The following is a 20898-nucleotide window of genomic DNA, read 5'->3' on the forward strand; positions in this document are numbered from 1 at the left end:
GCCGCAGCACTCGTAACCGCCGGAAGGATGCCCATGCGCCGGTCGCGGATCGACGCCACTGCCGACCGCCACACTGGCGTTCCCGCGTCATCCGCGGCTGCTCTGGTCGCGCTCGGCGGTCTGGGCGTCGGGATGATCGTCCCGGCAATGTACCTGGCCAGGCGGTATCCGCTTGCGCCTCACGCCAACGAGCTCACCGATCTCGGGAAGCTCTCCGGCTACACCCATGCATCGTTCTGGCGCTTTGTCATGATTCTGCTCGTCTGGTTTGTCTGCTACACGGCCGGCATCCTCGTCGCCCGGCGTTGCGACCAGCGCGGGGCGTTCGCGGTTGCCCTGGTGACGGCAGCGGTGGCCGGCCTGCTTCTGGTCACAATGTACCCGGTCAATGCCACCGACATGGCGATGTATGCCGCCCGGTCGAGATTGTTCACGACCTACCATGTCGACCCGATTGCCGTCACACCCGACACGTTCTCGTCCGACCCGTGGATGAGGCTGGTAAGCGCGGAGTGGTCGGGGCACACGTCGCCGTATGGACCGCTCTGGACGCTGATCGCCGCGCCGATCACCTGGCTGGCGGGTGACAACCTCCTTCGTGCCCTCCTCGGGTTCAAGCTGTTGGCGTTCAACTGCTATCTCGCGACGGGTTGGCTGATTGCGAAAGCGTTCGCCGCGAGGCAGGACGCTCGGCCGGCAAGCGCCGCGCTCGTCTATCTCTGGAACCCGCTGGTCCTCTGGGAGGCTATCGGAAATGGACACAACGATGCGGTCGTTGCGCTGCTACTTGTCGCGGCCATGGCGGCCTGGCTGCGAAGACGACATCTCTGGGTCATCCCCGCGCTCGTTGCCGCGGTCTTGCTGAAGTACGTCGCGGTTATTCTGCTCCCGCTGGCGCTCGTGGCGGTCGTAACTGAGGCCAGGAAAAATGGCACATTGCGCCGCGTGCTGGCTGGATCGACGATCGTAAGCGTGGGGATCGTCGTGGTGGCGCTGGCGCCGTTCTACGACCTGGCGGCGATCCGTGAGAGCGTGCAGTCGCAGGGCGCGTTTTTCGCGACCTCGCCCGCATCGGTGGCAATCCACTGGCTCCAGAGCCGCGTTGCAGAGCAGACGGTGCTTCGCGCTGTCCAGGCAATCGGGCTCGCGGCTGTTGGGGCGACAATGCTCGTCTGGCTTCGACGCATCATCGCGCTACCAGCACGGCTGCCTCTCGCGGCATTCGAGGTGATCTTCGTATTCCTGCTGCTGGCGACAACCAACTTCCGAGGCTGGTATCTGATCTGGCTCGTGGCGCTGGCCGCTATGGCCGCCAGCAACTGGGCCGTCGCACGCTCCGTCGCATGGTCGGCCGGCGCGATGGCCGCGTATCCAATCCTCATCTGGATCTGGGGCTGGAGAGAATACACCTTCACCCGTGTCGAGCTGATCGTCGTTGCTCTGATGTTCCTGCCGCCACTGACCGTATCAGCGGCGCAGGTTGCGACGTGGTTCTGGAACCAGCGCAATACCGCCGGCTCAGTTCGTCTCAGCCCGACGATTCCGGACGATACCGCCAACTGACGAACGCGAAGAGGGCGAAGAGCTCTGTCAGCCCCCAGAGCAACCCCCCAACCACATCCGACGGCCAGTGCGCTCCGGAAGCGACCCGGCTGTAGCTCGTCGCGACGATCGCCGCTACAGCGAGCGCGCGAACGGCGAGCCGGATCCAGCGGGGTTTGAAAAGCGCCGGAGCAACACACCATACAACGCCGGCCAGCAACACGACGCCGGTAACATGCCCGCTCGGAAACCCGTTGCCGCTGCTCTGCCGCAGGACATCAACCTGATCCGGGGTCGGTCGAGGGCTGCCGATGATGAGCTTGAGCAACAGATTCAGCGGCCGCAGCAGGACAACGCCCGCGAATAGCCAGGCAACGTCCGGCCGGCCCCGGACGAAGAGCCAGATCGCAACGACCAACGCGACCGGGATCAGGACCGCCGATGACCCGACAACATGTCCGAATAGCTCGATCCAACGCGAGCCGGCAAACGGGTGACGCTGAACAGCGGCGGATATCCGCTGGTCCAGCGCAAACGTGCCGGGCCCGGCCGCCGCGATCGAAGAGCGCGATTGCCAATAGCAAACAGGCAAACGCTGTTCCGCGGACCACGGAACAGCTGGGTGCATCTCTCATCTGGCCTCGCCACGACAGCCAACGACCGGGTCCGGTTGCAGCGCGGAGAGGGGATTGACCCTCCCCGCGCGGTAATCCGCTCAATCGTGCGCGACGACGGTGTCCCACGCCAGAGCGACGAGGTAGCGGGTGATCGTGACGATCGTGTTGAGATCAATTGACTCGTTGATGTTGTGCGCGCCCGACTTGCTCGGGTCTGAATCCGGGTGGCCCGGCATGAACCCGTATGCGACGTTGCCCAGGGGACGGACAAAGCGCGAGTCGGTAAAGCCGACGGTCAGTCCGGGCACGAACTCGACATCGTCGCGGCCAATCGCATGCCGAGTAGCCGCCATCACGTGATCGGCCAGTTGGGAATCGTAAGTGGAAGCGTTGGAAATAGCCGTCTCGATGACCTCGACGCGAACACCGTCCAGGCCTGCCAGCAGCGATTCGATCTGCTGCTTGACGTAGGCTGCGCTCTGATGCGGCAGCGACCGGACGTCGCAGGTAATCAGGCAGTTCTCAGCGACCGAGTTCGACTTCACCCCTGCGTTGATCATCGTCGCGACGAGCGTCATCCGGCTGGCCGCGCGCAAGTAGGAGGCGAGGCTCGGGTTCGACTCGTCGATCTGAGCGAGGACCTGCTCCAGGTTCGCCGTCGTCACCGGCTCTCTGATGCCGGCCAGTGTCTCCAGGTTGCTGAAGGCAGCGTTGTCGACCGACACCTCTGGCTCGTAGCCCCGGATACGACGGGTGACTTCCTCGGCCTTGTAGATTGCGTTGTCCGCTTTCCATGGCTGCGAGGCGTGGAAACCGCGGCCGGTGACATGGATGTGGATCTCCATCCGGCCTTTTTCGCCAACGTTGATCGGGTAGATCAATCGACTCCCGGAGCGAATCGGCGCACCGCCACCCTCGTTGACGGCGAAATCAGCCTCCATCAGCTCAGGATAGTGCTGGGCCATCCAGCCGAACCCGTAGGCGCCACCGGATTCCTCGTCGGAGCAAACCCCCAGCACAAGCTCGCCATTGAACCGCACGCCGGCCCGCTTGAGGATGATCATCGCCATTGTCTCGGCGGCGACGGTGGATTTCATGTCAGCCGCGCCGCGGCCCCAGAGCCGGCCCTCGTCGATCTCGCCGCCGAAGGGCGGATGGGTCCACTGCGAGACGTCCTCGACCGGAACGACATCGATGTGGGACATCATCAGCAGGCGCGGACGCCCGCCCGGCTCGCCGATGCGGGCGACAATATTGCCGCGGTTCTCCCCGGGTGTGTAGATCGTCGAGTCAATTCCATCGCCTGCGAGCTTGTCACGCAGCAGCTCGGCGGCCGGCAGCTCGTTCCCTGTGCGAGTTGTCCCGCTGCCATCGAACGGCACAATCGCCTCTGGATACTCCTCGCCTTCGGCAGGCTTGCCAGTTGGCGGCCAGGGTGGCTCGGCATTGCGTCCGGTGTTGACACTCGCAACCTGGACGAGCTGTCGTGTCAGCTCGACTACCTCGTCACGAGCGTCGTCCACCATCTTCAGCAGGTCATCAAGCGTCGGCATCTCTGGTTCCCCTCCCGGCATCCCCGGCACGGGCAGGCGCCCTGCCCCACGATCCGCCGCACTCTAGACGGGATCGCGATGGCACGCAAGCCTGCGGGACAGCGAGAAGAGTCCTTCACGCCGTTATTCAGGAGCGGTGAGGCTCTGCCGAACCTCGGCCTGATAGGCCGCCTCACTCCCGATCCACACCTCGCCGTCGGCGTAGGCTTCCTTCTTCCAGATCGGGACGATCTCCTTGATCCGCTCGATACAGTAGGCGCAGGCTTCGAATCCCGCGCCCCGGTGGGCAGATGAGACGGCGATGACGACACTGGTTTCGCCGATAGCCAGCCGGCCGGTGCGATGCTCGACCGCGATCGCCAGCAACGGCCAGCGCTCGCGCATCTCGCCGCAGATCACACCCAGCATCTTCTCGGCAGCCTCGGCATACGCCTCGTAATCCAGCCAGAGGACAGGCCGGCCGCGCGCGTTGTCGCGGACAACCCCGGCAAACGTCACAATCGCACCCGCGCCAGCGTCGCTGACCCGAGACTCAAGTCTCCCCGCGTCGAGCTGCTCACTCGTGACGCGGACATGGTCATGGCTACCACCGGAGACGGGAGGGATGAAGGCGATCTCGTCGCCATCGGCCAGCACGTCGCCCCGCCCGACATACTCCTGATTTCGCATGACCATTGATGCGCGGAAGAGCGGCGCAATCTCGGGGTACTGACGCTCGACGTAGGCCAGCACATCGGCGACCGTGCTCCCCTCAGGCAGATCGGCCGATTGCTCGGACTCACCAATTCGCTCGCGGACAATCGCGAAATATCGTAACGACACCTTCATCAGAACTAACCTCCGAGCAACGGCGATCGGGCCAGCTGCATCCATCTCAGATGGTCAGGCGCCCACTACGCCGACCGTCAACAGCGCGGCGAGCCAGAAAAGGCTCACGGGCCAGGCTCCTCATCGTGCTCATGGATGCCGGCCATCTCCCGGCTGAGCTCGGCCGCGAAGATAACGAGCGCGGCCGCCATATAGATGAATGCCATGAAAGAGATCAACCCGCCAAGCGCCCCATAGACGGCATCGTAGTTTGCGAACTTGGCGACGTACCAGCTGAATCCGATCTTCAATACTTCAAACCCGACGGCAGCCAGCAGCGCTCCTGGCCACAAGTGGCGTATGTTCAGCGAATGGCTCGGCACCCATCGGTAGGCCAGAAGGAAGACGGCGAATGAGAGCAACGCCGGCAGAAGGAAGAATGCCAGTGACCAGGCCGAGCTGGACCAGACGAAATCGAAGCGCACGATCGACCTCGCGCGGATGAAGCTGAGCGTGATCGTCACGAGGGTCGAGGTCAGCAAGAGCAGCACCAGGACGATCATCGAGCCGAGATCAACAAGCCGGCTGGTGACAAGCGACCGTCGGGCTGGAGCGACGAATGCGCGATTCAGCGCCCGCCGGAGCGCGCCAAACATGCCACTCGCGGTCCAACCTGCCGCAACGATCGCGGTCAACGCAACGAGGCTACTCTCCGTGTTTGCGACGCTGGCAACCGCTTTCGCGACGGGCTCGTCCAGGTTAGCGTCTGCGGGCAACATGCCGAGAATACGGTCCGTAACCGTCTGTTGGAGCACGGGATCGCGGATCAGAAAGCCGAGGACCGCCACCGCAAAGATGACGAACGGCACGATCGAAAGCAAGGTGTAGAACGTGATCGCGGCGGCATAGATCGTGCCGTCATGGTCGAGAAAGTCGTTAGCGGCACGGTAGATCAGATTGGACTTCACGATACTGGCAGCCCGGTCGTAGGTCGTTCGGGCTTGACGCAGAAGATCCTGTCTGCGCATTTCGGAATACTACTCCCTGAGCCTGGCGCCGACGCGGCCCGCACCGACGATCCATCGCGACAATGGGCGAACTGCGCCCCGCCCTCGTATGTAAAGGATATCGCCCATGTCCGACCAATCATTCGCGCTCGAAGGTGGATCTTCTCTGGCGGTAAGCGAATCCGTGGTCATGCTCTCCGATGGAGAGCGCCTCACGCACGTCGATTGTAGCCAGATCACCGGCGTCAGTCGTGGAGGCGCCGAGTTGATCGTTACCCGTCGCGAAGAGGATCCACTCAGACTCCGCGCCGCCACGATCACTGACGCCCGCGCAATTGAGCAGGCCCTCGCGACATGTTGCGGGGTCAGCCCGCTTTATCGCAGACGGTGGAATCCGAATAGCGACTGAACAAGCGCAACCAGACCAGTGCCCCCGGCAGGACTCGAACCTGCGACATGCGGCTTAGAAGGCCGCCGTTCTATCCCCTGAACTACGAGGGCGACGACGCACGCGGGGCCGGCCGACGAAACGCCACCGGGACATGATTCTATCCCAGTTGACCAGGGCGCTCCGCACGACTGGTGGAAATCGGCAACCCGGAGTCGAGTATGCTCGTGTGGTGATGGTCCGGATCCGCTCCGCATGGAGATCACCCTCCAAATGATGTCGACAATGCGAAACCCACGGTTCTGGATCGGCATGCTCGTCAGCATCGTGGCGTTGGCTATCATCGCAAGCCGCGTAAACCGGCACGAGGTCGTCGAGGCTTTCCGCGACGCGAACTACTGGATGCTCATCCCGGCAGTAGCAATGTCGGTCGTCTCGCTTCTCCTACGTACCGCGCGCTGGCAAACACTATTCCACCCGCTGCGGCCTCCCGCAGGCCAACTGTTCGGCATCCAGATGGTTGGCTACACCGTGACCGCCGCTTTGCCACTACGGTTGGGCGATGTCGCGCGAGTCTATCTGGTCGGTCAGATGGATGGGATCAGCAAGGTTCGCGTGGCAGCAACCGTCATCATCGAGCGCGTGCTGGATGTCTCGACGATTATCATCATCCTGGCGGTACTGATTCCCTTCGTTCCTGTGCCGAATGAAGCCCGGATCGCAATGACGGTCGGCATCGTCGCTATATCCGCCATCGGGCTGTCTATCGGTCTCAGCTGGACACGCCGCGACGCACTCCTCGTTCTTCTGACACGCCGGACGAATGCGTCCAGCGGGCGTGTCTGGGCGCAAATCACACAACTATCCCGTTCGGCGATCGATGGATTTGGGGTCCTCGGTAGCTTTCGAGCGGCTTCAGTAGCCATCGGCTATTCGGTCGTGACGTGGCTTGCTGAGGGGATCGCACTCTGGGCGATGCTTCGCGCGTTCGGCTTGCCGAGCACGCCGACGGCGGCGCTATTCCTGTTGACAATGTCGGCGTTATCGATGGTGATCCCGTCGTCCCCCGGCTTCGTCGGCATCTACCACGCTGTGCTCGTGGAGTCGCTGGTGAGCGTCTACTACGCACCGCGCGGGCCGGCCGTATCGTTCGCGATCCTGACACATCTGGTTATGTTTGCTCCGCCGGTCATCTTCGGCGTCATCTATCTGATCAGAGAGAAAAGAATCTGGGACGAGCTGCTACGCTGGGGCCGAACCGGACGCGCGGACGATACTGGGCAGGAGCCGCCTGCCGCGCGACTACCCGGTTGATTCCTCGTCGACAGCCGGAGCAGTCTTGTTGCGCAACGACGCAGCGTAGTCAGCAAGATGACCCGAGAGCTGCTCGCCAAAGCCGGAGATCGTCACCATCGTGACCTTGGCCTTGCCGACGTTCGGCTGCACCAGGATCTCGGCGGTGACGCGCGGCAGCGAGCCCTCGCGACCACCCATGACGAACACCTGATTCGGCCGGCCGGTTCGCGCCGACCGGTAGCCGCGCTCGATGAAGAACGAGACAGCGCCATCAAGCACAGCGTCGGCCGGCTGGCGGGCAACTGCCTTGCGCTGGAACGTCGTCCGCGCCATCTCGGCCGATGCCAGCTCCCTGTCGGTCATAGTGCGCTCCTCTGCATCTGGTGGCTCCGTGATTACACCTCAACCTTCCATGACTCTCCCGGCGCGAGGATCACACACTTCACCTTCGTCTGCTCCTCGACCTTCGTCCGGAACTCCTCGGGATCCTGCCGAATCGGAGGGAAGGTATTGTAGTGACAGGGGATGACGACCTTCGGTCGGATGAACTTCACCGCCTTGACAGCGTCGTCCGGTCCCATCGTGAAGAAGTCGCCGATCGGCAGAACGGCAACATCGATGCCCTCGTCACCGACGAGTTGCATGTCCAGGAACAGCGCGGTATCCCCGGCGAAGTAGATCGTCTTGCCGCCGAACCGGACGATCAGGCCGCACGGTTGTCCCAACGGGCCACCCTCGGAATGCGTCGATGTGTGCCACGCCGGCGTGAGCTTGACGGTTCCACCAGGAAACGCCGCCGTGCCGCCGTAATTCGGGGTAATCGTCTCGCACCCCTTGCCGGCAAGATACCCACTCAGCTCGACCTGCGCCACAACCGGACAGCCGGTCATGTCAGCCAGCTTGACGGTGTCGCCAACATGATCGTCATGGGCATGGGTCAGGAGGATTGCGTCCGGTCGGATGTCCTCCGCGCGCACCGTCGCCGCCGGGTTGCCGGTGATAAACGGGTCGATAGCGATGAGCTTGCCCTCGGACTCGACAGTGAATGCCGAATGCCCGATGAACCGCAACGTCACCTCAGGCGCTGGCTGATCCGGTTTGTCTGCTGTCATGGCATACCCCTTCTCTTGTCTGAGAGAGCAACCTCATCGCTGGAATACGATTCGCCCGCCGGACATCGTCAGGTCGACCTGAACTTCGTGCAGCTCCTCCGGCGCGATCGCCTTCGGGTCGCGGTCGAGCACGATGATGTCGGCCAGCTTGCCCGGCGTCAGACTGCCCTTGATCCCTTCTTCAAACGAGCCTCGCGCCCCATTGAGCGTGTACATCTCCAACGCCTCAGCAACGGATACGCCCTGCTCGGGGCCGACCTTGTCGCCATCCAGCGTCAGACGCGTTACCGCAGCACGGATGCCAACCCACGGATCGGCCGGTGTGACCGGCGCGTCGGACGAGCCGATCGTCAGGATGCCGCGGTCGATCCAGTCGCGCGCCGGATAGGCCAGCTCCAGCCACTGCCTCGAGAAGTTCCGGATATACGAGTCGCCGAGGTAGTGAATGAACGATGGTTGCGGGACGGCGACGAGCTTGAGCGCGACCATCCGGTCGAGCAGGTCCTCGCGCATCATCCCACAGTGCTCGATCCGCCAGCGAGCGTCCTCCTGCGGATGCGCGGCGAGCGCCTTCCCCATCGCGTCGACGATCATCTCGATCGCACGGTCGCCGATGGCGTGAGCACAGCACTGGAAGCCGACCGCAGCAGCGCGCATGAATCGGTCATCGAGCTCCGCCTGGGTATAGACCTGGATGCCGAAGTTGTCCGGCTGGTCGGGGTAGGGGATCGACATCGCCGCCGTGCGACCACCACCGGAGCCGTCCTGGAACACCTTGGCCGGCCCGATGCGCAGCCACTCGTCGCCGAAGCCGGTCTTGATGCCGAGCGCGGCGAGATCGTCGAGTGTGTCGTCGATCAACATCATCGTGTAGGTGCGAACGGGCAGCTCACCCGCGTTTCGCAGCTCCTGATAGGCCAACAGCTCTTCGGAGCGGCGGATGCTAGCATCGACCCACGAGGTGATGCCCATCGAGAGGTACTTCTGGCCCGCGACAACGAGGTTGCGTTTGATTTCGTCCTTCGTCGGCTCAGCAATGAGATCCAGAACGAGCCGCTGTGCGGTCTCGCGCAGCACGCCGGTCGGCTCGCCGCTGCCGTCGTGGTCGATCTCGCCGCCTTGTGGATTCGGCGTGTCGCTGGTGATCCCTGCCAAACGCAATGCCGCACTGGAGGCGACGCCAATGTGGCCACAGGTGCGCGTCAGGTAGGCCGGCCGGTCGCCAACAACGGCATCGAGGTCGTGCCGCGTCGGGTGCCGCATCTCGGCGACGCGTGTGTCGTCGTAGCCCCAGCCACGCACCCAGACGTTGGGCGCAGCGCTCGTTGCGGCCGCGCCGAAGCGCCCCATGATCTCGGCAATCGACGAGACCGACTGCGCGGTCGCATCCACCAACTGGAGATTCTCGCCGTAGGACGGCGGGTGGCAGTGGTTATCGTTCAACCCTGGCATCAGCACGCGCCCGCCGAGGTCGATGACCTTCGTGTTCGGCCCCGTCAGACCGGCGACGTCATCGGCGCTGCCGACAGCGAGGACGCGATCGCCGAGGATGGCGACCGCCTCCGCGCGCGGCATGGCGCGATCGACGGTGTAGACGATTCCGTTCGTGAAGATGACGTCTGCTGGCATTGGAGTTGGCCCTCACCCCCCTGCCCCCTCTCCCAACGTTGGGAGAGGGGGTGTTATGTCGCTACGTCTGTGGCTCTCGCTTGCCGCCCCTGGATGCTGCAGTCAGGATGGCATCCAGGACGGCAGCGTGTTCGTGGATCACCGCATCGTTGCTGAAGCGTACGACGTGATAGCCGTAGTGTTCGATCTGTTCCGTACGAGTCGCGTCGTATTCTCGTTGGTCCTTATGGACCTCTCCATCTACCTCAATGATCAGTCGGATTTCGGGACAGCAGAAGTCAACGATATACGGACCCAGTGGATGCTGGCGACGGAACTTCAGACCGGCGAGACGACGGGCGCGAAGACTCTCCCACAACAGCGCCTCGGCAGGCGTCATATGCTGCCGGAGCACACGCGCCATCCCGTCGCCCTCGCGACGCGTCCCGCGTATTCTGCCGCTCGTCGTCTCACGCCTGTCCATGCGTCGGACTGTCTCCTGCGTACTCCCCCTCTCCCAGCATTGGGAGAGGGGGTCGGGGGGTGAGGGCCTTTACCGGCTATACACCACCCGCCCGTCAGCGACGGTCATGTCGACTTGAACACCGCCGACGGCGCCGGGATCGACCTTCGACAGGTCTGTCTCGAAGACGACGGCATCGCCCACTTTGCCGGGAGCAAACGAACCCTTGATGTCCTCCTCGAATGAGGCATACGCGCCGTTCCAGGTGTAGGCGCGGACAGCCTCTTCCAGCGAGATCGACTCCTCTGGCCAGACTAGCTCGCCGTCAGCGGTGCGTCGGGTCATCATCGTCTGCAGACCCAGCACGGCGCTGATGTCGACGACGGGCGCATCGGTCGAGGCTGCGGCAACGATGCCGTGCTCGTAGAAGGTGTTCATCCCATAGGCGTAGCGGATGCGATCGCGGCCGAGATTCTGGAGATAGGCGTCCTTGAAGGCGTAGAGGAATGTCGTGCCAGGGATCGGCACTGCCCCAACGTGCTTGATCCGCTGGACGAGGTCGTAGTCGATGATCGAACAATGCTCGATGCGATGGCGATGGTCGGCGCGCGGCGCTTCGGCCAGCGCCTCCTCGTAGGCGTCGAGCAGCAAAGAGATCGCGGCATCACCGATCGCGTGGGCGCAGCACTGGAAGCCGGCCTTATGCGCCTTGATGAAGCGCTGCTTGACCGCGTCGAGATCATCATCCATCCACAGTCCGAGGTTGCTCTCCTCGCCAACGTATGGCTGTGACATTCGGGCCGTGCGCCCGCCGATCGACCCGTCGATGAAGAACTTCGCCGGCCCAATCCGCAACCACTCGTCGCCGAAGCCGGTCTTGATCCCAAGCGAGATCAGATGATCGAGCGTTTCGTCGATCATCATCATCAGGTAGGTGCGCAGCGGAAGCCGGCCCTCCTGCTGAAGCTCGATGTACGCTCGCATGTGCTCCGGCGTGTGAACGCCCGCTTCGGCCCAGCTGGTCACCCCTTTGGAGAGGTAGTCGGCGCCGGCCAGCAACAGGTAGTCCTTGATCTGCTCGGTCGTCGGCGCCGGAATCTGCTCCTGGATCATCTGCAACGCAGCCTCGCGAACGACGCCAGTCGGCTCGCCGTGCTCGTCGCGGTCGATCGTGCCGCCCGGAGGATCGGCAGTATTGCGGTCGATGCCGGCCAGCGCCAATGCCCGCGAGTTGGCGACGCCGATATGGCCACAGGCGCGGACGACGACGACGGGGTTATCCGGCGATACAGGATCGAGGTCGTGGCGGGTCGGGTGGCGCTGGTCGCCCAGTCGGGCCTGGTCGTAGCCGCGCGCCTGGACCCAGAGGCCGGCCGGCGTCTCACGCGCCCTCTCGGCGACCCGCGCGACGATGTCCGCGACAGTGCGATTCGGCGGGGAGCCTGCGTCGACGTTGTGCTTGGCGGCGCCGGTGTAGAACGGATGGCAATGGGCGTCGTTCATTCCCGGAGCGATGGTGCGCCCGTTCAGGTCGACGACCTCAACGCCGTGCCCGGCCCACGCCCGCGCCTCATCGTCGCCACCGACGGCGACGACCTTGCCTAGCCTGATCGCGACTGCGCTCGCCGGTGGCGCATTCAGCTCGCCGGTCAGCACATGGCCGTTGATGAAGATGATGTCACCCAACGCCTTTGCGCGATCGTGGTTCCAGTCCTGCACTGTCCGCTCCCTTCCGATGATTCAGCATCCCGGCCGGCATCATACGCCAGCAAGCGGCGTGGTCGCGCCGCTCTGGACATGGCACGGGATTTCGACGAAGATAGTGACATCGTGGACGAACAGAAACGGCCGACGGGATCCGTGAAGAAAGGGGCGCAACTGTGCAGCCTGCCGCTGGAACCTCGCTTGTCGATCGGATGATCGGCGTCCTGAAGCTCGATGTGGCGACCTACGAGTCGATCGAACACGATCGCGATGCGTTGACCCAGGCGCTGACCGTCGTCGCCATCGCTGCCGCCGCCAGCGGCATCGGAGGAATCCGCGACAACGGACTGCTGGGCCTCGTCGGCGGCATCATCAGCGCGATTGTCGGCTGGATTCTGTTCTCGTTCGTGGCCTACGTCGTCGGGACGAAGCTGATCCCGGGAGAGAACACTGTCGCCACTCCCGGTGAGCTCCTCAGAACGATCGGTTTCGCTCAGACGCCGGGAGTGCTGGCGATCTTTGGCCTGATCGGCTCGTTCGGTTCGCTGATCGCGTTTGTCGGTGGCATCTGGGGTATCGTCACTGCGATCGTTGGGTTGAAGGTAGCGCTGGAGATGTCGACGGGTCGCGCGATCGCGACCGGGCTCATCGCCGGGTTCATATCCGCGTTCGTCGTCGTGCTACTGCTGCTCCCGTTCGGTATTGCAGCGATGGTGTTCGCCTGAGGCTGAGATGATCGGCAGCCGGCCGATGCCCTCGGCCGGCTGCCCCTCGGCACTACTTGTTGACGACCAGCGTGCTCGCGAGCAGATCGTGGAGCGCCTGCTTGCGTGACGTGAACGCGGCCATGAGATAGCCGATGCTGAAGATGACGCCCGAGAGATACTTGGAAAAGAACCGGCCGGTGGCGCGGGCAAACGTCACTCGTTCGCCCTGCAGGTCGGTCACAATGATCCCGAGGGCACGCTTGCCGATTGTCGCCTGGCGCTCGGAGCTCTCCTGGAGCGCGAAATATAGCCACCAAAGGACGATCGCGATCATGGTGCCCGCATCCTCATTCACTGCAACGAGAAGGATTGTTGCCAACACGAGGATAACGTCGTCAATCAGTATCGCCGCGAACCGTTTCAGAAACCCGGCGTATTCGACACCGGGCAACGCGACAGCGCCAGCCGACGCCTGATACACAGGCGGGGCACTGGATTGTGAAGCCGTCAGCGACGAAGCACTCGACGCTGTAGACGCCACCGTTTGTCCGCAGGACGCACAGAACTGGCTGCCATCGTCCATCCTCGCGCCACAGTTCGAGCAGAACATCGCGCCTCCTGTCTATACATGAAACTGCGTGTAAGCAGATGTCCCGTATTTTACAAGGCTGGCATTCAATACACAAGTGATGCGTGTGTCGAGCAGGCGCAGTTAGCGCAGCGCGATCGCGCTTACCGCTTGACCACGAGCGTCCCGGCAATGAGGTCGTGCAGCGTCTGCTTTTGGGCGGTGAACGCGGCCAGGATGTAGCCGAGGTAGAAGAACACGCCCGAGAGCAGGCGGGCGAAGGAGCGGCCGGTGGCGCGCGCGAAGCTCAGCCGCCGGCCGTGCTCGTCGGTGACAACGATCTTCATCGCCCGCTTGCCCACGGTCGCCTGTCGCTCCGAGCTCTCCTGGAGCGCGAAGTACAGCCAGTGGGAGACGAACGCTGTGAGCGCGACGATCGTGCCGACTGCGAGATCAGTCGCGTCCGTCGAGCCGCCGGCCATATAGACGATGATCGCCAGAACGATCCCGATGACCCACCATGCAACCGCCAGGATGATCCAGTCGATGATGATCGCGACGAAACGCTCGCCAAACGTCGCGTAATTGCCAGTCCCCAGTGGGATCTCCGCGGGCTGCCAGCCCGGCCAGGATTGTCCGACAACCGGTTTGGGCGGGGCCATAGGTGTCGTCACGGCTGCAGGCGCGCTATCCATCGCTGCCTCCGGGGCGACCGGCGCGGGCGACGGCAGCGTCCCAACCGTTGCGCCGCAGTTGTGGCAGAAGCGAGCGCCCGGCTCCAGTCGCGCCCCGCATTGGGTACAGAATGTCGCCGTGGTCCGCTCCATCTCGCTACTCCCCTCCTCGCTCGAGCCACCAGCGCGCCACCTGATCGGCGCGGGCAATCCAGATGTCACCAAGATCGATCGCGTAGTCAAGCAGATTCGCAAGCGCCCGCGAAGGACCGGGCCGGCCGCTGACCCACGGATGCAGCGTCAGGCAGAGCAGCTTGCCCTCGTCGCGCAGGACGTCGAGATCGTCGCGCCAGAACTCGGCCGCATGACGGGGGTTGACCGTCCAGTCCACGAAGTAGGTGTAGTCGTCATAGAAGCGCGACGGCGGGAGCTGGACGACTGGCGAACCAACTGGATCGGGCCGCTCGACCCAGGGAAGATCGGCGCGGGCGATGTCCATCTGCCAGGTCAACCCGAGCTGCTGGACGGCGCGGGCCGTATCGTCGTTGTAGCGCCAGGCCGGGGTCTTATGTCCAACAGGGCGAATACCAGTGACGTTTTCGATCGCCGCGATGGTGCGGCGCATATCGTCGAGCTGTTCATCGAGCGACATCGGCGTGTAGTAGCGGTGATCCCAGGAGTGGATCGCGCTTTCGTGGCCAGACGCATGGGCGCGCGCGACGGCGTCCGGCCGATCCTCGACGCAGCGGCCGACCCAGCAGAACGTGCCGGCCACCGACCGGTCGTCCAGCAGCTGGATCAGCCGCCAGACGCCGGTCGCGACATCGTATTCGGTCTGTGACCGCCAGAAGAAGTCGTTGGCCCCGTGGTGATTGGCCTCACCGTAGGCGCCGTCGACATCGATGCTGACGATGAGCGCCGACCGGAAGCCGGCCGGCCAGCGGCCGGATGATTCGCTCACCTATTCCTCGTCCTCGTCGTACTCGTCGTACTCGAAGTCGAGCTCCGCGATCGGCGACCACGCGACGAGCTCCTCGGTAAACGCAACAAAGTTGCGCAGCCCGCTGTCGACGATATCGTTGCCGTATTCCAGCGTCGCGCGACGCGCGTCGCCCAGCGCGCCGTTGTGGGTGTACTCATCAAAACGGTAGGGAACGCTGACACCATAGCGCCCGAGTGTGTTTCGGAACTCGTAGGTCAGGTCGGTCAGCTCGCCAGCGGCAAGCGCGTCCGTCTTCACCACTTGTGGCGCAAGCGCCATGGCGACGGAGGTCTCCATTTCGCAGGCATGCCCGGTAATCCCAGTTTTGTCATGCTTCTCGGCCAGCCCTGGATCGGCAAACGAGAAGTAGGAGCAAGCGCCGATGAAGGTCGGATCGATCTCTTCCTTGATCCGCACGGTCGCAATGTTCATCGCCGGGATATTGCCACCGTGGCCGTTGACGATCAGGAAGCGCTCGAAACCATGGTCGTGCAGCGATGAGACGACTTCGGCGAGGACCTGAATGAACGTATCCGAGGACAGCGTGATGGTTCCGGGAAAGTTCATGTGGTGGAACGAGACGCCCCACGGCATCGGCGGCGCGACGAGCAGCCGTGGGTAGGCCATCTCACTGGCCCGTCGGCAGAATTCGTACGACGCGGCAATATCCATGCTCACCGACAGGTTCGGCCCGTGCTGCTCGTTGGAGCCGACTGGCAGCAGGACGATCTCGACCTTATCGAGGATATCGTCCACCTCTGGCCACGACAGATTCGCAAGGACGAGATCCTTTGGCGATTCGCTCATCTTCTGATCCTTTCCGAATTCGGGCTAGTCCGACAGACTATTGACCCGTTGCAGATTGCCGTTACTTTCGCATCAAACGCGCCCGCGGGGAAGCATCGTCGCCCGCCGGAGATGCCGTCGCCTCGAGGGCTTGCTCGAAGTCGGCGATGATGTCGTCCACGTTCTCGCAGCCGACCGAGACCCGGACAAGATCGTCGCGGTGCGGCCAGACCAGGGTGAAGACATCGCCAAGGCTGACGGCGTGGGCGCAGAGTTGCAGCTTATCGGCGAACCGGTTCCCCTGCTCGATACCGCCGCGCGTGCGGAACGAGAGCATGCCGCCATATCTGCCACCGGTCAGACGCTTGGCCAGCTCGTGTCCGGGATGCGACTCCAGCCCGGCGTAGTTGACCAGCTCGACTTCGGGCTGGCGCTCCAGGAACCGAGCAACCTCCATGGCGTTCTGGCAATGACGCTCCATTCGAAGCTCCAGTGTCTTGACGCCACGTAGCAGCAGCCATGAGTTGAACGGGCTGATCGGTGACCCGAGGACCTGAACCTGGCGATTGATCGGCTCGACGAGCTCCTTCGTCCCGGCGATAACACCAGCCAGCGCGTCGCCGTGGCCACTGATGTACTTCGTCGCCGAGTGCAGCGAGAGGTGCGCTCCATGCTCGAGCGGGCGGAAGAGGTACGGGCTAGTGAAGGTGTTATCGACGATCAGCAACGCGCCGCCGTCGCGGGCGATCTGCCCGAGCGCCGGCACATCGGCGATGCGAATCGTCGGGTTGGCCAGAAATTCGGTATAGAGGATCCTGGTATTGGGCCGCATCGCGGCGCGGACAGCATCCAGGTCGGTGATGTCGACTCGTGTGACCTCGACGCCGAAGGCCGGCGCCTCCTCGGAGAGAAAGATCTCCGCCCAGTGATAGACGTCGTCCGAGGCGACGATATGGTCGCCGGCCCGCGCAAAGGCATTGAACGCGCCGGCGATCACCCCCATGCCGGAGGCCGCCGCGACAGCCGCCTCGGCCCCTTCGAGAATCGCCATTTTGTGCTCGAAGGCGGCCGTCGTCGGGTTACCGCCACGGGTGTAGACGTACCCCTCGCGCTCGCCGGCCATGATCTCGGCCTTCTGGTCCAGCGAATCGAACACGTACGTCGCGGTCTGATAGATCGGCGTGTTGTGCGCCCCGGTTGCGGAGTCGTGGTGCTCGCCAGCGTGGATTGCCCGCGTCGAAAATCCCTGCCTGTCGCTGAGATCTGCCATCTGATCCTCCCATCGTGATACGTGAGCCATGTTGATGGGATGGTGCCATATCGGCGGTCAGGGACGTGGGACCTGCTTGACACGATCTCGCCAGGCTGCCTACAGTCTCCGACGGACACAGCGACGAGGAGGCACAGCGAGCAATGGCAGACGAGGCGAAAGCGCCGGCAATGAACGACCGGATTATCGGGACCCTGGTTGGCATGGCCATTGGCGATGCTCTCGGGCTGGTCGGCGAATCACCGCTCGCCAGACGACCAGTGACGGGCTACCAGCCAGTGCGTGACGCTGCCGGGGCGACAATCGTCGAGGCCGGCCAGTTCAGCGCGCATACGGAGCTGGCCCTCTGCCTGGCGGAGAGCGCGATCGGCAGCGGCGGATTCGTCGACCCGACCACAGCCGGCTACCGGTTCGCACAGGTGCTGCGTAGCGAGCACGGTCACCTCGTCGACCCAGTTACCCGCGCGGCGCTGGAGCTGGCCTTGGAGTCCGGAGAGTTTCAGGCCGGGTTGAGCGATGCCGGGCAAACCAGCCCGGGGCCGGCCGCGCGTATCAGCCCGGTCGCCCTCGTCCACTCGCTTGGCCACCTCAATGTCGAGCTCTTCGTCCGCGAAGTGACGCGCGCGACGCTCATCACGCACGCCGATCCTCTGGCGACCAGCGGCGCGCTGGCGATGGCCTGGGCGGTACAGGTCATCGTTCGTCGCGAGACGACGCCAGAGCGGCTCATCGCCGAGGTTCTGGCATTCATTGACGAGGATGACATCGCCAGCCGGCTGCGTGCCGCCAATCGGCTATCGGGCAACGATCCCGCTGAAATCGAACAGGGTGTCCACACTCTGAATCGCGATGGATCGCTCTCCGACGCCGTCGCGACGGCGCTCTACCTGTTCAGCCGGCTGAGCGGCTCGTTTGAGGCGGCAACGTTGGCGGCGGCAAACGCCGGCCCCGGCGCGGCGGCGATCGGCGCAATGACCGGCGCGCTGGCCGGCGCCTGGCTGGGCGGGCACGGCATCCCGGGATCGCTGGTCGAAGGGCTCGATGGCAGAACCTACTTGATGATGGCCGCTCCGGCCCTGTACCGGACCGCCCAGCGTCGTGGGGGGATCTTTCTTCCCATGCACCAACAGGCATGAGCATCCGGGAGATCTCGGCAGTCGTCTTCGACCTCGACGGGCTGCTGGTCGACTCCGAGCCGCTTCAGGCATGGGCGTGGGATGCCTACGCGCAGCAATTCGGAACGTCGCTACGCGATGACGTGCTTGAACGCATGCTCGGCCTCCGCGCGGTGGACGCAGCGCAGATCTTCGTCGACCTGCTCCGCCTCCCGGTCCCGGCCGATGTCGCGATGCGCGAGCGTGATGAGCTGTTTCTGGAGGCGGCGCGCGGCCAGATCGACGCGCGGCGCGGCGCTTCCGCGCTGCTCGAGGCGCTTCGGGAGCAAGGCGTCCCGCTGGCGTTGGCAACCTCGGGGCACCGACGATACGTCGACCTGGCGCTCGCCAGCGCCGGATTGTCCGGCGTGTTCGATGTTGAGGTTACCGGCGACCAGGTCGATCGAGGGAAACCGCACCCGGACATCTATCTGAGGGCTGCCTCGATGCTCGGGGTTCCACCCGAACGTTGCCTTGCGCTGGAAGACGCGCCGAATGGTGTCCGTTCCGCGCGGGAGGCCGGCATGCTCTGCTTCGCGATTCCCGAGGCCGGCTCACCCAACGGAGTAGAGGACGCCGACGAGATTCTCGGCAGCCTCGGGCAGGTGCTGTCGATGCTCGAGCCACCTGCTCCGTATCGGCTAGCCGCGTCGGCGCGTCCCGGGCAGCCGTAGAGCCAGCGAGTGCGGAGCGCCCGAATGGCTACCGCTCGTCGTCCCACGGGTAGACGATCCAGTCGTCGGTGAGCTCGGCATAGTGGTCAGGAGCGTCGCCGGGGTAGCGCGAGGATCGCGGCTTGAAGTGGAGCACAGCCACCTCGGGCCGGCCACCAGCGGCGAAGACGCGGTCGCGAACAGCGACGGCGGTGCGCCCGCTATCCCAGACATCATCGATAACAAGGACCGACTTGCCGCGCAACAGCTCATCGGCCGGGAATTGAAGGAAGACCGGCGAATCGAGCGTGACGCCGATGCCGGTGTAGAACTGGACAGCGGCCACGATGATGTTGCGAATGCCCAGCTGCTCGCTGATCAGACAGGCGGGGATCATTCCGCCCCGTGTGATCACGAGCATCGTATCGTAGTCATCTCTCAGGCGGTCAACGATCGCCTCGACATTCCGCTGGACGTCGTCCCAGCCGAGGATCCGCTTCAGCGGCTCGACCCGCACCTGCTTGACCTCTGCCATATACTCCCACACTCCTGGATTCATCAGATGTCGGACATTTCCCTGAATGCTACCCGCTCGACCACTCAGGGCGCTACGCCGCGCGCTGCCGCCGCCAGCAGGTGGCCGTCGATGCTATGATTTCGTGTCGGCGTGGCGCAAGCCGCGAGGCTGGGGTCTGACCTCGCCGATAGACAAGATTGCCACAACAGAACAGCTACGGGTGAACGACGCGATGGAGCAAAAGCGCGACTACTACGAGGTGTTGGAGGTCTCCCGCACCGCGTCAGCCGAAGAGATCAAGCGGGCCTACCGACGGTTGGCGCGCAAGTACCACCCCGATATCAACAAAGAGGATGACGCCGAAGAGCGGTTCAAGGAGATCAACGAGGCCAACGAGGTTCTTAGCGATCCCGAACGCCGAGCCTCGTACGATCGCTTTGGTCACGCTGCGTTCACCGGCGCTGGCGCTGGCGCGACGGGCGACCCATTCGGGTTCGGCGGCTCGCCATTCGGAGACTTGTTCGAGACCTTCTTCAGCGGCGGTGGTTCCAGCGGCCGGCGGCAGCGGCAGGTCCCGCGCGGCGGAGACATCAAGGCAACGATCACGCTCACCTTCGAGGAGGCGGTCTTCGGGGTCGAGAAAGAGATCGAGGTCACTCGATACGAGCCGTGCGACGACTGCCATGGCACCCGCATGCGCGACGGCGCGACGCCGCAGACGTGCCCTGTCTGCAACGGCAGCGGTGAGGTCCGGCGAGTTCAGAACACGATCCTCGGCCAGTTCATGACGGCAACGGCCTGCGATCGCTGCGGGGGCGAGGGAGTCATCGTCTCCGACCCCTGCCCGACCTGTCGCGGGCGTGGCCGGCAGTCGAAGAAGCGCAAGATCGTGGTGAACGTCCCGCCGGGCGTCGACGAGCAATCGACGCTGCGTCTCAGCGGCCAGGGCGAGCAGATTCGCGATGGGGTGCCCGGCAACCTCTTCGTCACGCTGAAGGTCAAGCCGCATCCGCAACTGGGACGAAGCGGCAAGCAGATCCTGTTCGATCTCCCGGTCACTGTCGCGCAGGCGACGCTGGGCGACGAGATCGAGATTCCGTCGGTGGACGGCCCGCTGGAGTTCGTTCTGCCGGCCGGCACCCAGCCGGATCAGCAATTCAAGCTGCGCGGCAAAGGCGTGCCGGACATCCGCGGCGGGGATCGTGGCGACCAGATCGTCGCCGTCCACGTCGTCATCCCACGCGACCTGACCCTGGAACAGCGCCATCTGTTCGAGCAGCTCGACGCCTCGTTGGGGCGTGAGATCGAGATGCCGAAGGAAAAGGGCTTCTTCTCGCGCTTGAAGGAAGCGCTCGGGTAGCCGCCGAGATCCGGAATCAGACGGCCAGCAGCCATTTGCTACACTAGTGCATAGTCGGTCGCGGGTGGTGAAACGGTATCACAAGGGCCTTTGGAGCCTTTATTCCAGGTTCGAATCCTGGCCCGCGAAC

General features: G+C 64.0%; 22 protein-coding genes and 2 tRNA genes. 8 read left to right on the forward strand and 16 right to left on the reverse strand.

Annotated elements, in window-relative coordinates; translation table 11 throughout:
- Positions 1-33 precede the first annotated feature (33 nt).
- Positions 34-1563, forward strand: coding sequence for a polyprenol phosphomannose-dependent alpha 1,6 mannosyltransferase MptB (gene mptB / locus V9F06_08570; protein MEI2617669.1), 1530 nt, complete (start codon positions 34-36; stop codon positions 1561-1563).
- Here the strand turns inward: mptB and V9F06_08575 are convergent.
- The 4 genes from V9F06_08575 to V9F06_08590 form a co-directional block, all read right to left on the reverse strand.
- Positions 1529-2134, reverse strand: coding sequence for a phosphatase PAP2 family protein (locus V9F06_08575; GenBank protein ID MEI2617670.1), 606 nt, complete (start codon positions 2132-2134; stop codon positions 1529-1531). The two genes, mptB and V9F06_08575, sit on opposite strands and share 35 nt — an antisense overlap.
- Positions 2135-2257: 123 nt before the next feature.
- The gene (locus V9F06_08580) at positions 2258-3712 is read right to left on the reverse strand and encodes a M20/M25/M40 family metallo-hydrolase (protein ID MEI2617671.1); all 1455 of its coding nucleotides are present in this window, start codon (positions 3710-3712) and stop codon (positions 2258-2260) included.
- Positions 3713-3835: 123 nt separating this feature from the next.
- Positions 3836-4540: a MoaD family protein gene (locus tag V9F06_08585; protein ID MEI2617672.1), complete on the reverse strand. Its 705-nt coding sequence runs from the start codon at positions 4538-4540 to the stop codon at positions 3836-3838.
- A gap of 104 nt (positions 4541-4644) precedes the next feature.
- On the reverse strand, positions 4645-5547 hold the full coding sequence (locus V9F06_08590; GenBank protein MEI2617673.1) for a YihY/virulence factor BrkB family protein: 903 nt from the start codon (positions 5545-5547) through the stop codon (positions 4645-4647).
- Positions 5548-5653: 106 nt separating this feature from the next.
- Between V9F06_08590 and V9F06_08595 the strand changes: the two genes are divergently transcribed.
- Positions 5654-5935: a hypothetical protein gene (locus tag V9F06_08595; GenBank protein MEI2617674.1), complete on the forward strand. Its 282-nt coding sequence runs from the start codon at positions 5654-5656 to the stop codon at positions 5933-5935.
- A 19-nt stretch (positions 5936-5954) separates the two neighbouring features.
- On the opposite strand, the gene V9F06_08600 is transcribed toward V9F06_08595, so the two are convergent.
- Positions 5955-6027: transfer RNA gene (locus tag V9F06_08600), tRNA-Arg, on the reverse strand.
- A 160-nt stretch (positions 6028-6187) separates the two neighbouring features.
- Here V9F06_08600 and V9F06_08605 point away from each other — a divergent pair.
- On the forward strand, positions 6188-7228 hold the full coding sequence (locus V9F06_08605; protein ID MEI2617675.1) for a lysylphosphatidylglycerol synthase transmembrane domain-containing protein: 1041 nt from the start codon (positions 6188-6190) through the stop codon (positions 7226-7228).
- Here the strand turns inward: V9F06_08605 and V9F06_08610 are convergent.
- From V9F06_08610 to V9F06_08630, 5 genes are all read right to left on the reverse strand, one after another.
- Complete coding sequence (locus V9F06_08610; protein ID MEI2617676.1) at positions 7217-7573, reverse strand: hypothetical protein; 357 nt, start codon at positions 7571-7573, stop codon at positions 7217-7219. The genes V9F06_08605 and V9F06_08610 overlap by 12 nt on opposite strands.
- A gap of 32 nt (positions 7574-7605) precedes the next feature.
- Positions 7606-8322: a metal-dependent hydrolase gene (locus tag V9F06_08615; GenBank protein ID MEI2617677.1), complete on the reverse strand. Its 717-nt coding sequence runs from the start codon at positions 8320-8322 to the stop codon at positions 7606-7608.
- 33 nt (positions 8323-8355) lie between these two features.
- Positions 8356-9951 carry an amidohydrolase gene (locus V9F06_08620; protein MEI2617678.1) on the reverse strand — a complete coding sequence of 532 codons (1596 nt, stop codon included), beginning with the start codon at positions 9949-9951 and terminating at the stop codon, positions 8356-8358.
- A gap of 61 nt (positions 9952-10012) precedes the next feature.
- Positions 10013-10414 carry an endonuclease domain-containing protein gene (locus tag V9F06_08625; protein ID MEI2617679.1) on the reverse strand — a complete coding sequence of 134 codons (402 nt, stop codon included), beginning with the start codon at positions 10412-10414 and terminating at the stop codon, positions 10013-10015.
- Between the two features lie 69 nt (positions 10415-10483).
- The gene (locus tag V9F06_08630; GenBank protein ID MEI2617680.1) at positions 10484-12112 is read right to left on the reverse strand and encodes an amidohydrolase; all 1629 of its coding nucleotides are present in this window, start codon (positions 12110-12112) and stop codon (positions 10484-10486) included.
- 161 nt (positions 12113-12273) lie between these two features.
- Between V9F06_08630 and V9F06_08635 the strand changes: the two genes are divergently transcribed.
- Complete coding sequence (locus tag V9F06_08635; GenBank protein MEI2617681.1) at positions 12274-12822, forward strand: YIP1 family protein; 549 nt, start codon at positions 12274-12276, stop codon at positions 12820-12822.
- Positions 12823-12874: 52 nt separating this feature from the next.
- Here the strand turns inward: V9F06_08635 and V9F06_08640 are convergent, their stop codons facing one another.
- The 5 genes from V9F06_08640 to V9F06_08660 all read right to left on the reverse strand — a co-directional run bounded on the left by V9F06_08640 (position 12875) and on the right by V9F06_08660 (position 17084).
- Positions 12875-13285: an RDD family protein gene (locus V9F06_08640; GenBank protein ID MEI2617682.1), complete on the reverse strand. Its 411-nt coding sequence runs from the start codon at positions 13283-13285 to the stop codon at positions 12875-12877.
- Positions 13286-13536: 251 nt separating this feature from the next.
- The gene (locus tag V9F06_08645) at positions 13537-14199 is read right to left on the reverse strand and encodes an RDD family protein (GenBank protein ID MEI2617683.1); all 663 of its coding nucleotides are present in this window, start codon (positions 14197-14199) and stop codon (positions 13537-13539) included.
- Between the two features lie 4 nt (positions 14200-14203).
- Positions 14204-15007: a polysaccharide deacetylase family protein gene (locus V9F06_08650; protein MEI2617684.1), complete on the reverse strand. Its 804-nt coding sequence runs from the start codon at positions 15005-15007 to the stop codon at positions 14204-14206.
- Positions 15008-15835 (reverse strand): creatininase family protein, encoded by an 828-nt coding sequence (locus tag V9F06_08655; protein MEI2617685.1) that lies wholly within the window; start codon positions 15833-15835, stop codon positions 15008-15010.
- Between the two features lie 61 nt (positions 15836-15896).
- Complete coding sequence (locus V9F06_08660) at positions 15897-17084, reverse strand: aminotransferase class I/II-fold pyridoxal phosphate-dependent enzyme (GenBank protein ID MEI2617686.1); 1188 nt, start codon at positions 17082-17084, stop codon at positions 15897-15899.
- A 143-nt stretch (positions 17085-17227) separates the two neighbouring features.
- Here V9F06_08660 and V9F06_08665 point away from each other — a divergent pair, with 143 nt between their 5' ends.
- Positions 17228-18220: an ADP-ribosylglycohydrolase family protein gene (locus tag V9F06_08665; GenBank protein MEI2617687.1), complete on the forward strand. Its 993-nt coding sequence runs from the start codon at positions 17228-17230 to the stop codon at positions 18218-18220.
- On the forward strand, positions 18217-18912 hold the full coding sequence (locus V9F06_08670) for an HAD family phosphatase (GenBank protein MEI2617688.1): 696 nt from the start codon (positions 18217-18219) through the stop codon (positions 18910-18912). Before V9F06_08665 ends, V9F06_08670 begins: the two co-directional genes overlap by 4 nt.
- Positions 18913-18940: 28 nt before the next feature.
- Here V9F06_08670 and V9F06_08675 read toward each other — a convergent pair whose 3' ends face one another.
- On the reverse strand, positions 18941-19426 hold the full coding sequence (locus V9F06_08675; GenBank protein ID MEI2617689.1) for a phosphoribosyltransferase family protein: 486 nt from the start codon (positions 19424-19426) through the stop codon (positions 18941-18943).
- Between the two features lie 202 nt (positions 19427-19628).
- Between V9F06_08675 and dnaJ the strand changes: the two genes are divergently transcribed.
- The gene (gene dnaJ / locus V9F06_08680) at positions 19629-20768 is read left to right on the forward strand and encodes a molecular chaperone DnaJ (GenBank protein MEI2617690.1); all 1140 of its coding nucleotides are present in this window, start codon (positions 19629-19631) and stop codon (positions 20766-20768) included.
- Positions 20769-20826: 58 nt separating this feature from the next.
- Positions 20827-20897 (forward strand) — tRNA-Gln (locus V9F06_08685).
- Position 20898 lies beyond the last annotated feature (1 nt).

Source organism: Thermomicrobiales bacterium (genome assembly GCA_037045155.1).
GTDB lineage: Bacteria > Chloroflexota > Chloroflexia > Thermomicrobiales > CFX8 > JAMLIA01.

Excerpts from the sequence above, each read along its gene's own strand:
- V9F06_08655 (MEI2617685.1), bottom strand. The coding sequence starts at position 15,835 with ATGAGCGAATCGCCAAAGGATCTCGTCCTTGCGAATCTGTCGTGGCCA.
- V9F06_08665 (MEI2617687.1), top strand. The coding sequence starts at position 17,228 with ATGGCAGACGAGGCGAAAGCGCCGGCAATGAACGACCGGATTATCGGG.
- V9F06_08610 (MEI2617676.1), bottom strand. The coding sequence starts at position 7,573 with ATGACCGACAGGGAGCTGGCATCGGCCGAGATGGCGCGGACGACGTTC.
- mptB (MEI2617669.1), top strand. The coding sequence starts at position 34 with ATGCGCCGGTCGCGGATCGACGCCACTGCCGACCGCCACACTGGCGTT.
- V9F06_08585 (MEI2617672.1), bottom strand. The coding sequence starts at position 4,540 with ATGAAGGTGTCGTTACGATATTTCGCGATTGTCCGCGAGCGAATTGGT.
- V9F06_08620 (MEI2617678.1), bottom strand. The coding sequence starts at position 9,951 with ATGCCAGCAGACGTCATCTTCACGAACGGAATCGTCTACACCGTCGAT.
- V9F06_08615 (MEI2617677.1), bottom strand. The coding sequence starts at position 8,322 with ATGACAGCAGACAAACCGGATCAGCCAGCGCCTGAGGTGACGTTGCGG.
- V9F06_08605 (MEI2617675.1), top strand. The coding sequence starts at position 6,188 with ATGATGTCGACAATGCGAAACCCACGGTTCTGGATCGGCATGCTCGTC.
- V9F06_08590 (MEI2617673.1), bottom strand. The coding sequence starts at position 5,547 with ATGCGCAGACAGGATCTTCTGCGTCAAGCCCGAACGACCTACGACCGG.
- V9F06_08660 (MEI2617686.1), bottom strand. The coding sequence starts at position 17,084 with ATGGCAGATCTCAGCGACAGGCAGGGATTTTCGACGCGGGCAATCCAC.
- V9F06_08670 (MEI2617688.1), top strand. The coding sequence starts at position 18,217 with ATGAGCATCCGGGAGATCTCGGCAGTCGTCTTCGACCTCGACGGGCTG.
- V9F06_08645 (MEI2617683.1), bottom strand. The coding sequence starts at position 14,199 with ATGGAGCGGACCACGGCGACATTCTGTACCCAATGCGGGGCGCGACTG.
- V9F06_08625 (MEI2617679.1), bottom strand. The coding sequence starts at position 10,414 with ATGGACAGGCGTGAGACGACGAGCGGCAGAATACGCGGGACGCGTCGC.
- V9F06_08595 (MEI2617674.1), top strand. The coding sequence starts at position 5,654 with ATGTCCGACCAATCATTCGCGCTCGAAGGTGGATCTTCTCTGGCGGTA.
- V9F06_08675 (MEI2617689.1), bottom strand. The coding sequence starts at position 19,426 with ATGGCAGAGGTCAAGCAGGTGCGGGTCGAGCCGCTGAAGCGGATCCTC.
- V9F06_08580 (MEI2617671.1), bottom strand. The coding sequence starts at position 3,712 with ATGCCGACGCTTGATGACCTGCTGAAGATGGTGGACGACGCTCGTGAC.